Here is an 11,369-nt window from a genome sequence, read left to right as displayed (position 1 = left end):
GTCTTGGTAAACTTACTTTAGCAACTTTGGACTTCTTTTTTTATCTTTTTTTGAGCCCTTATCCCGAACTGGGGTTACTTATTAAATAAGAGATATAAAAAAGACCATCCGCAGACAGTCCTTTTAACGATATATCTAATTATAATGAATAAGCAAGCCTATAGCAAAATGCGGCGTGGATCTGCCAGCAAACTTGCGATATAACGGGTAAATACCGCAGCATCGGCGCCATTAATCACCCGATGATCGTAAGACAAAGATAACGGCAACATCAGACGCGGCTCGAAAGATTGCTTACTAGCATTCCAACGCGGCTGCATACTGGCTTCTGACACCCCTAAAATACCTACTTGTGGCCAATTTACCAGAGGCGTAAATGCGGTACCACCTAAGTTACCTTGACTAGAGATGGTAAAGCTTGCGCCTTGTAATTCTTTAGCCGTGAGCTTCTTATCACGCGCTTTGACCGCAAGCTCGCCTATCTCAATGGCGATTTGCTTTAAGCCTTTATCTTGCACATTTTTGATAACAGGTACAATCAGGCCATCATCCGTCGCGACCGCAATGCCCATATTGACGCTTTTACGTAAGATAATTTGGGTATTATCGTCACTCAAATGACTATTAAAGCGTGGATGCTGGGTTAACGCATAAGCAGTTGCTTTAACGACAAAAGCTAAAATCGTGAAGCCGATACCTTCCGCCTTCATAGCGCCTTTAAGCTCACCACGTAACTTTTCAGTGTCCGTGATGTCTGACAAATCAAACTGCGTCACTTGCGGCAGCAAAGTATTGTAATTGAGCTGCGGTATCGAGACTTTTTGTAGGCGGCTTAAATCTTGTACTTCGCTCTCGCCCCATATCTCAGTATTGCTCATATCAGGTAAGCTTGGCAGGCTTGAGCTTGCCATATTATTACTTGTAGGTGCAGTTTTTTGCTTACTCAAGCTGTCTTTTACATGGGCAAACAAATCTTCTTTTAAGATACGATCGTTAAGCGCCGAACCCGTCACTTGAGTAATATCAACGCCTAGCTGACGCGCAAGTTTACGCACGGCAGGACCAGCATAAATATCGACCATTTTTTCGTTGACTTGCGATTCGGTTAGCTTAGCATTTGCAGTGCTAGTATTAGCCGTAGATTTAGCGGCTTGTTTAGGCTCACCAGTCGTTTGCTTGTTGACTTTTTGGTCTAAATCAGCGCTCTTATCTTCTGCTTCAGCTGGCTTGGACACTTGCGTCTCAGAAGTATCAGCCTTAGATTCACTAGCATTATTACTGCCGCTCTCTGAACCTTCACCAATAATCACGATAAAGTCTTGACCATTGGCGACCATATCACCCGCTTGCACCAATATTTTTTCAATCTTGCCTGTTTCTGGCGCTGGTACTTCAACCGACGCTTTATCAGACTCAATGAGCAAAATTGATTGATCAGCAGTGACCATATCGCCGACACTAACCATAATTTCAGCCACTTGCGCTTCGTCGACACCTAAGTCTGGTAAGGCGTGCGTCGTTGCTTTTCCTATTTCCGCGCCTGCTTGTTTTGCAGGTTGAGAAGTATTTGCCTCAGCTGCATTAGCATCAGTATCGTTTTGCTTCTCTGCTTGCTGACTATCCTGCGCTGCATTTTGTTTGTCAGTGCTTTCTTTCTCAGCGCTTTGTTTATCATTGCTTTGACTATCATTTTGGCTATCGGCATCTGCTTCGCTTTCAAGCTCAATGAGCACCATGCCTTCGCTGACTTGATCGCCGACTGCTACGCTTATTTTAGTCACTTTACCGGCAGCCGAGCTTGGTACTTCTACTGAGGCTTTATCAGATTCTAATAAGATAATATTGTCATCTTTTGCAATAACGTCGCCAACTTCGACCATAATCTCACTGACTTCGGCGCTATCAACACCCAAATCGGGGGCTTTAATGTCCATCCGTAATTCTCCTTATATTATTATTGCCTTGTCTTTGGGCTATTCTTTGACGTCGTCATCATTGAGTAAGGCGGCATCGGCTGGATCTTCTGCGCGGCCTTCGCTGCTTATTTCGTCATCATCTTCACTGACAAACTCTGGCACAGGGTTCGGATGTACATTGTCAGGGCCTGGGGCATCTGGGAAATGATCATAATGAGGCTGTTGTTGCCATGCAGGCGGTTGATCCGCTTCGATACCAAAGCTTGAAATCGCATCTTTTACCAGACGCATCTCAACTTCACCTTCATCAGCTAAGCGCTTAAGTGTCGCAACCACAATGTGCGCGGCATCGACATGGAAGAAGCTACGTAATTGCTCACGAGTGTCCGAGCGACCATAGCCATCAGTACCTAAAGTCGTATAAGGGCGATTGTCAGGTAACCATGCGCGGATTTGTTCTGGATAATTGCGCATATAATCGGTCGCTGCGACGACGATACCTTCGTGCGGGGCAAGCTGTTCGGTCACCCATGGCACCACTTCTTCATCCATTGGATGCAGGCGGTTATAATCATCACAAGCCATACCATCGCGGGTCAGCTCGTTAAAGCTGGTTACGCTCCAGACGTTAGATGAGATATTAAACTCATCTTGTAGTATTTTCGCCGCTTTTTGCACTTCGCGTAAAATAACGCCTGAACCTAATAGCTGAACTTGGCTTGAACCATTGTCTTCTAACAAATACATACCACGCTTGATGCCTTCTTCGACACCTTCTGGCATGGCAGGTTGTTCGTAGTTTTCATTCATCAAGGTTAAGTAATAATAAACGCGCTCGCCCTCACCATACATGCGGCGTAGACCATCATGCATAATCACTGCCAGCTCATAACCGAAGCAAGGATCATAAGTCACGCAGTTCGGTACGACGTTGAATAAAATTTGTGAATGACCATCTTGATGCTGCAAGCCTTCGCCGTTTAGCGTGGTACGGCCAGCCGTTGCGCCAAGTAAGAAACCTTGTGCCTGACAGTCACCTGCTGCCCATGCCAAGTCGCCAACACGCTGAAAGCCAAACATAGAGTAATAAATATACAGTGGAATCATCGGCAAGGCGTTGACAGAATAACTGGTTGCCAGAGCAATCCATGTACTCATTGCGCCCGCTTCGTTAATGCCTTCTTCTAACATGTGACCATCGATGGCTTCTTTATAACCCATCAAAGCTTCACTATCCTCTGGCGTATATTTTTGTCCAGAAGCTGAATAAATACCCAATTGGCGGAACATACCTTCTAGACCAAAGGTGCGCGCTTCATCAGGAACGATTGGTACGACGCGATCTTGAATGTCTTTATTTTTTAGCATCGCTGCTAGCAAGCGCACAAACACCATGGTAGTCGATTGCTCTTTACCATTACTGCCTTTTAGCACGCGATCGAAAATAGACAACTCTGGAATATTTAATGGGATATGACCACTACGGCGATTGGGCAGATGACCACCTAAGGCTTCACGGCGACCTTTTAGATATTTCATCTCCAGCGAGTCTTCTTTTGGACGATAAAACGGTAGCGTCTCTAACTCTTCATCAGTAAATGGCAAGTCAAAACGGTCACGGAAGTACATCAAAGCTTCATGATCGAGTTTTTTGATTTGATGCGTCTTATTGACTGCTTGTGCTTGATTTGACAGACCATAACCTTTAACCGTTTTCACTAAGACCACAGTTGGTTGGCCTTTGGTTTTCATCGCTTCACTAAAAGCAGCATAGACCTTCATCGGATCATGACCGCCACGGTTTAAGCGTGAAATATCATGGTCAGACAGCTCGTTTGCCATCTCCTCTAACTCAGGATATTTACCAAAAAACTCTTTACGGGTAAATTCAGGCGTACGGGCTTCATATAGCTGATATTCACCGTCGACCGCTTCTTCCATGCGATATTTAAGCACGCCCGTTGTATCTTTATCTAACAAGGTATCCCACTGACCACCCCAAATCACCTTAATCACGCGCCAGCCTGCACCGCGAAATACCGACTCAAGCTCCTGAATAATCTTGCCGTTACCACGCACAGGACCATCGAGACGCTGTAAGTTACAGTTGACGACCCAAATTAAATTGTCCAATTTCTCACGACCAGCAAGAGAAATTGCACCCAAGCTTTCTGGCTCATCAGTTTCGCCATCACCTAAGAAGGTCCAAATCTTGCGATCTTCTTTTTCTAGCAAGCCGCGGTTTTCCATATAACGATGCACGTGCGCATGGTAAATGGACATAATTGGGCCCAAGCCCATCGATACGGTTGGGAACTGCCAATAATCTGGCATCAAATATGGGTGCGGATAGCTTGACAGACCCTTGCCGCCTACTTCACGGCGAAAGTTATCTAATTGTTCTTCATCTAAACGACCTTCTAAATAAGAGCGCGCATAAATACCGGGCGCTGAGTGACCTTGATAATAAATCATATCACCGCCGAAATGATCGCTTGCCGCCCGGAAGAAATGGTTAAATCCGGTTTCATAAAGGGTCGCACTTGAAGCAAAAGTTGCTAGGTGACCGCCTAAATCATCATCATTTTTGTTGGCACGCATAACCATTGCCAATGCGTTGTAGCGAATCAAAGCCCGAATTTTACGCTCAATTGTCAAGTCACCTGGGTACATTGGCTCATCTTCAACCGCGATGGTATTGATATAAGCGGTATCGAGACGGTTAAATGGCAGTCCTTCTTGTACCGCCATGTTGTATAACGCTTTTAATAAAAACTGCGCTCGATCCTTATCGGCATGTTTGATAACCGACTCAAAGGCTTCCAGCCATTCTTGGGTTTCGGTGCTATCAGCATCCTTATAATAGTTCATCTTTATTAATCCTTTTTATCAGTCAGCCCTGCATGATAGCAGGGTGTTATTAAATCAGAGTGTTTACGTATCTTAATGAGCAATCAATTGAATTGGTGGTGCCTTGCCTATAACGTCCTTGCCGCATCTAAGCAGGGCATTATTATTCAGGGTTATAACAGAGACTTCTAAATAAATCGTATCACTGTAGAGTAGCATTAGGCGCAAATAAACACCGTTGTAAAATTAAACGGTAGCCACTATGCAATTCTCACTATCAAATGATAATGACACTCTATTATAGGTACTTATTGTGGATTTGTTTATAGCTATGAAGAAATGCCGATATGACAAGTATTTTTGAAATAAATAGTGATTATTCTTTTTGCGATATTTTAGAATATTGTTTAGTCGTTTTAATTTACGGAGCCATTACTTAAATTTAGCATTTTAATGTGTTTGGTCATACTAAAGCTGCCATTCGTCTGTTTTTTAGGATTTTTATTAGATTCTTGCTTAATATATCAAGTTACGTAATACCTACATTTTACTAAAATAGTAATTCAATTAAGATTTGAGTAGAAGATCTTAGCTGGTTTCGGTTTAAGGGATAGCAATATGCAGCATATTCAACGTTTTCCAAATCTAATAGGCTCACAATCATTGAGTGGGTATGTATGTCGAATGCTATTCCTATTAATCGTTATGGCTTTGCTGTTTGTTAGCAATAGAGCGCTGGCTCTTACGGCTAATCCGGGTGCTACTTGCCGAGGTATCATGGGAGCGGCACAAGGTAGCCTCCTTAATAATGACTATACCAATTTAGTAAATGCACTTAATACCAATAATTTTGTCAGGATTATGGGTAATGATTCAGGTCGTATTCCTTTAGAGATCAAAATTAGCACGGTGGAGTCAAGCCCTAATACCACTTTATCTAATTTCGGTGTTATTGATAGTGGCTCTAACAGGGCTATCAATGTCAGACGTAACTTTCCTAGCGTAACGGCATATACTGATATTAATTTTGAATTCCGCAATACGATTACCAATCAACCTATTAATCTCTCAAATGTTGCTTTAAGCGCATTCGATATCGATTATTCTAATGCTACAAATAGCCTATTTGATGACTATATAAAAATTACAGGTATTACAGAATCGGGTAATACTATAAATGGTACATTCCAATCTATAAACGGTTCTAACGTTGTTGACGTCAATGGCTTGAACAACAGTACATCTAACAACTGCCCTCCAAAAAATCTAGATACTGGCTGTCAAGGATCTATACAATTTACTCAAGCCGTCAATAAAATCACTATCCGTTATACGAACAATCCTACATATGTCCGAAACACGCCCACTAACCAAGAGATTGATTTTCGAGTAGACAACTACTGCTACATTCCCGAATATATCTTCTCAGGTACAGTATTCGATGATAATGGTGGTATCGCTAGTAATAGAGCTAGCAAAGAGAATGCTGACATCACCACTACTACAAGTCCGTATACCAATAATAGCGACTACTTCAATGGAGTATTTAACACATCTTCTGAAACTGGTATTACTGGTAGTAGTGTGAAGCTGGTTAACTGTACGAATCCTGCTACTGTCTATGCGACGCAGCAGGTAGCAGGCAATGGTACAACAATCGGTCAATATCAGTTTAATCTTCCTCTTAGTACCTTTAATGGTAGTACAGATATTTGTGTTATAGAGGATCGTACTAACGGCATCAGTACCTACCCTATTCGAACCAGTAGCGCCAAGATTAACATAGGATTCGCAGCTACTACTTTTAACTATATAAATAGAAATTTTGGCAGAGTTATTCCTGCAAACGCTGCATTAGTATTAAGAAAAGCCCAGTTCGTAAATGACTGCCCTTCAACTTTAGACTACACTGCCTCTACTTTGAATACTCCAGGAAATACTAATCCTAGAACGGGCTTTAGTGAAAGTAGTATTGGTGAAAATAGTATTATCCCTGGTCAGTGTATTGCTTATAGAATTACTGCAACCAACCGCTCAAACCTTGTTATTAATGATTTTATCATGCAGGATAAATTACAGAAAAAAGGAGTAGAGGGAGCTTTAATCACCTCAGTATTGATTGGTCCAGTTTTTAATTCTTCTGAGTACGCTTCTAACAGTGTGGTTATAGGTCAAAACAATCCGGTCATTACCAAACCACTTGTATTATCTGCTAGAGATAATAAGGTTTTCTATTTCAACACCAAATATGGAACGACTGTAGACCCTTAATATCCATCACCTCTTGCATTCTCTCTAATATTCAAAACTTAATTATTTCCAACAAAAGCCCTATCTTTCCAGATAGGGCTTTTACCGTTCAGCTACCTCAAACGACCTTTTGTCGCTTTTATAGTGACAGTATGTAAGCAATTTGTAAAAATCTATTCTAAGAGCACAGTCGAGATTTTTCAACTTATCGAAAGCCCAGTAACTATCTAGTTTGCTGGCGGCACAAGCCAAATCATTTCTGATAGTGACGATTTAATAAAGGATTTCATATGAAAGGTTCTCATTTTTTACGCCATACCTTATTCGCTATATCAGCATCTGTACTTTTACTAGGTACAGCAAATGCCGATGACGCCTTAAAGATGGATTTAACTGCCAACAAAGTCATCAAGAACGCTGAGGGCAAAACCACTTATCTACCAGTTCGTAATGCGCCGGCTGGTACGGTCATTCAGTATAAAGCCACCTATAGCAACACAATCAATAACGACATTCAAGACTTGGCAGTTGTGCTGCCTATTCCTGCGAACATGACCTTCACTGGTGAAGCTATCCCTTCAACCGCGCAAGCGAGTATCGACGGTAAAAACTACGCCGATATGCCACTCATGCGTAAAGTCGACGGCAAAATGGTCAAAATCCCTTTTTCTGAGTATCGTACCCTGCGCTGGAATATCAAGTTATTGCCAGCACAAAAATCAGCAACTGTTGCTCTAAATACTACTGTTAATTAAACCCCTTTATCCGTTCATTTTTTTCAACCTTACACATGGTTTTTATCATCACTTTTGGAGCAATATATGAAATCAAACACTTTTAACTATAGTTTGCTAGCTATTGGCGTCGCTGCGGTAATGGGGTTATCTACTAGCGCTAATGCTGTTGATAGTGGTCAAACGATAACCACTGTCGAAATAAACAACATTGCAAAAGCATCGTATAACGTAGCAGGCGTAAAACAGCCTGACGTTGAATCTAACCCAGTCAAAATCACTGTTTCGGAACAGGTTTCATTTTCTTTGACTCAAGACAATGACAAAACAGTAGCTCCTAACGGATTTGTCGTTTTTGAACATCGGTTAACTAACGAAGGTAATCGTAAAGATAATTATACTATTACAGTAACAGACCGGACTGATGATACTAAACAGTTTGATCTTACTAACTCTACTATCACTTATAGAATCTACACTGATGGTGAAACACCTACACCAACTACTGGAACTGCAGGTACTATTAATGCTAGCAACACCAAAATTCCTCTTGAAAGCAATCAGTTTGCTGTCATCACAGTTAAAGCAAAAACCAATGGTAATAAAGGTGGCGATACTCAGAATTTAGACCTAACAGCAACTGGTACAGCCTTGGCAACTGGCAATGATTCGGTAACCAATATCAATAAGTCCAAAACCATACTACCTACTTTTAGTATAATCAAAACAATCATTAAACCTTTAGATCTTAATAATAACGATGACACATCGACTTATACTATTGTTATTAGTAACCCTACAACAGCGTTTTCAGACGTTGCCACTGACATACAAACTACCGATAGTCTCCCAACTGGCTTAATTATAGCAAAAACTTTATCTACATCTAGTCCAGATATTACAGTTAGTGGTGGAGCTACTGTTGGTACCTTAGATCCTGCTAATTCAGGTGGTTTAGGTACCAGTGGATTTAATCTAAAAGGTGCGAGTATTCCTGTAGGTGGGAAAATAACGATAACACTTGTCGTCAAGAGAGCTAAAGACGCTGCGATCGCAGTTGGCGCACTTAACCATGTTAAAGTCACCGACGATCTAGATGACGACGCGACTACCGCTGACAATATACTTATTGATAGCACCGACAGTACAGTTGAAAACGTCGGTAATTTCTACGTAACCAACGATGAAGATAAAACCAGTGGCACTGCTCCAACTGTAGATGATGGAACTGATTACACTCAACCCTTAACAACTATCAAGCGCGCCTTAACTCTTGGTGTCGCAACCACGAAAGAAATAGCACCGCTTACCTCTAATACTAATACCAATGGTCAAGTAACTCATACCGCTACCATCACCAACAATGGACAGGATATCGAAGGTAATACCGCCAATCCACTAACACTTACGATTACTGACGGCACTAACGCACAAGTCAATCCTGTTCCTAGTCAATTTTACTTAGTTTACACACCAGCAGGTGGTACAGCTACTCAGCCAATCCCTGTAACGCCAACCAGAGTCGGTGATGTTTATACTATTAGCAGTACTCAATTTCCTGGTAACGGTGTAGGTATTGCACCAGGTGGTAAGTTAGAAGTTAGATACAATATGGAATCTATTGGGGCAGATATAGGTAGTAAAGAAGAGACGATTGTCAAATTGACTGCTGCCGGTGCTGGCTTCCCAACTGTCCCTCCTATTACCGATACGACGACTGTTAAGGGTTTGACTTTAGTCAAAGCTCAAGCTCTAGATTCAGATTGTGATGGCGCTATAGACGCTAATGCAAGCTTTAGTAGTTCAGCTACTGCTCTTTCAGCAACCCCTGGGCAGTGTGTTATTTATCAAATTACAGCAGAAAACACTTCATCTGCGTCTCCAGCAGGTCTAGGTTTCAGTATTACTGATTTACTTATTGCAGATGCAAAGTCTCAATTTAGTGCTGCTGCTGATTATGTTGATAATACTGGCAAAATAAAAGTGGGTACAGGGGCTGAAACTGATGCTACTGACGGTACTCCATTAGGTACAAACGCTGTTCCTTCTATCTATGCCAATGTAGCCACCTTGACTCCTGGTCAAAGCGCTGTACTTAAATTCAGAGTCAAAATCAAAACTAATCGTTAATATTTAATTAATTACAACCCTACAAGTAGCAACAGCTGCTTATAGAACAACCCTCTAGCTTGAGCCAATTAAATTTTATTAGTCAAGCTAGAGCGTTACCACCCCCTTTATGTTTCATTGGATAAGCGACATATGACTCTATCTGTAATGACACCGTCTAATCGTACCGCATTATGTACAGCGAAGATCTCTGCGCTGTCAGTGGCGATGTTGCTTATGCAATCGAATATGGCGTTTGCAGCGACTGATTCAAATTCAGCAGCAAACCTGAATCTACAAATTATCAATAACATTGCAAACGCCACCTATAACGTCAATAGCCAGTCTGACGTCACGATATCTAGCACCTCGAACCAAGTACAAGTTAAAGCCTCTGCTCTACCCGAATACGGCATCAGCTTAAGCCAGCAGCCGTTATTTACTGTCATGCCAAACGCCTCAGTAAACTGGGTCAATGTCTTAAATAATACCAGCTATAGCAATCAAACGGTTGAGTTGACACTTAATATCGCGCCAACCCTCTCGAACATTAAAGTTTATCAAGATCTAAATAAAAACGGCATCATTGATAGTGCTGACAGCGAGATTATCTTTGATAATTTACGTGCCCAAATTAAACTTGGACACAGCGAAAGCATCCAACTTATTGTACAAGCATTGTCAGACCCTAACGGCAAAAGTGGCGATACTGCTGATATAAAAATCGGTGCCGTGGTATTAGAAGATCCGTCAGTAGCGATGGTTAATGCCACTGATAAACTGATTATCGTTGAGCCTGAGATTAACTTTACCACTCCTAAGTTTGATGATAATAAAACCACTTCGCAATTGGACGATAACGTCTATATCGAAGCCAGCTACGCGCAATGTAATGTTCAGTTAGATAAACCTGATCAAGTATGGGTCACGATTACCTCTTTACTGACTGGTGATAAGTACTCATTAAAAGGAATTGAAACCGGTAACAGCACTGGTAAATATCAGCTTTCAGCACCGACGCAAAACAATGCCAATGCTATCAATGATAAAATCATTCAGACTTTAAAAAATGATACTTTGACCGCCAGCCTCGATGCTTGTATCGCGCCTTCTGTCGGCACTGGTAATGAGCAGCTGCCAAGCGACGCTGATTTGACCGTTCGTATCGATAATTTGGCCAACCAAATTACTATCATTGATGACAGTGCTAGTTTAGTAGTGACCAAAGAAAGTGACTTTAAAAGTGCTGAATTTGGCGACTATGTTAATTACAGCATCAATGTTACCAATAATGGTGAGTCGACCGCCTACGACGTGCAATTAAAAGACGCCCTACCGCGCGGTTTTGCCTACGTAGATAGCAGCGTGCGTATTGATAAAGCCCAAACGACTGAGTTTAAAAGCGACGGCAAATACCAAGTTTTAAGTTTAGGTAACCCCAGTTCGGGATAAGGGCTCAAAAAAAAGATAAAAAAAGAAGTCCGAAGTTGCTAAAGTAAGTTTACCAAGA

General features: G+C 41.8%; 6 protein-coding genes. 4 read left to right on the top strand and 2 right to left on the bottom strand.

Features of this window, described 5'->3' with window-relative positions:
• Positions 1-158: 158 nt before the first annotated feature.
• Together H9653_RS11815 and aceE are read right to left on the bottom strand one after the other, a co-directional pair.
• Positions 159-1,934, bottom strand: a complete 1,776-nt coding sequence (locus H9653_RS11815; RefSeq protein WP_191692514.1) for a 2-oxo acid dehydrogenase subunit E2 — start codon at positions 1,932-1,934, stop codon at positions 159-161.
• 39 nt (positions 1,935-1,973) lie between these two features.
• Entirely contained in the window at positions 1,974-4,787 is a 2,814-nt protein-coding gene (aceE, locus tag H9653_RS11810; protein ID WP_191692513.1) for a pyruvate dehydrogenase (acetyl-transferring), homodimeric type, read from the bottom strand.
• A 597-nt stretch (positions 4,788-5,384) separates the two neighbouring features.
• On the opposite strand from aceE, the gene H9653_RS11805 reads away from it, so the two are divergent.
• The 4 genes from H9653_RS11805 (at position 5,385) to H9653_RS11790 (ending at position 11,311) form a co-directional block, all read left to right on the top strand.
• Positions 5,385-7,037: a hypothetical protein gene (locus H9653_RS11805; protein ID WP_191692512.1), complete on the top strand. Its 1,653-nt coding sequence runs from the start codon at positions 5,385-5,387 to the stop codon at positions 7,035-7,037.
• 269 nt (positions 7,038-7,306) lie between these two features.
• Complete coding sequence (locus tag H9653_RS11800) at positions 7,307-7,771, top strand: hypothetical protein (RefSeq protein WP_191692511.1); 465 nt, start codon at positions 7,307-7,309, stop codon at positions 7,769-7,771.
• Between the two features lie 66 nt (positions 7,772-7,837).
• Positions 7,838-9,880 (top strand): hypothetical protein, encoded by a 2,043-nt coding sequence (locus tag H9653_RS11795; protein WP_191692510.1) that lies wholly within the window; start codon positions 7,838-7,840, stop codon positions 9,878-9,880.
• A 132-nt stretch (positions 9,881-10,012) separates the two neighbouring features.
• Complete coding sequence (locus H9653_RS11790) at positions 10,013-11,311, top strand: DUF11 domain-containing protein (RefSeq protein WP_191692509.1); 1,299 nt, start codon at positions 10,013-10,015, stop codon at positions 11,309-11,311.
• Positions 11,312-11,369 lie beyond the last annotated feature (58 nt).

It is taken from the genome of Psychrobacter communis (assembly GCF_014836505.1).
In the GTDB taxonomy this organism is placed as follows: Bacteria; Pseudomonadota; Gammaproteobacteria; order Pseudomonadales; family Moraxellaceae; genus Psychrobacter; species Psychrobacter faecalis.
Note: the sequence above shows the minus strand (reverse complement) of the source record. Positions and strands in the feature narration are given on the sequence as shown.

Coding starts and splice junctions, on each gene's coding strand:
- H9653_RS11815 (WP_191692514.1), bottom strand. CDS start 1,934: ATGGACATTAAAGCCCCCGATTTGGGTGTTGATAGCGCCGAAGTCAGT.
- aceE (WP_191692513.1), bottom strand. CDS start 4,787: ATGAACTATTATAAGGATGCTGATAGCACCGAAACCCAAGAATGGCTG.
- H9653_RS11805 (WP_191692512.1), top strand. CDS start 5,385: ATGCAGCATATTCAACGTTTTCCAAATCTAATAGGCTCACAATCATTG.
- H9653_RS11800 (WP_191692511.1), top strand. CDS start 7,307: ATGAAAGGTTCTCATTTTTTACGCCATACCTTATTCGCTATATCAGCA.
- H9653_RS11795 (WP_191692510.1), top strand. CDS start 7,838: ATGAAATCAAACACTTTTAACTATAGTTTGCTAGCTATTGGCGTCGCT.
- H9653_RS11790 (WP_191692509.1), top strand. CDS start 10,013: ATGACTCTATCTGTAATGACACCGTCTAATCGTACCGCATTATGTACA.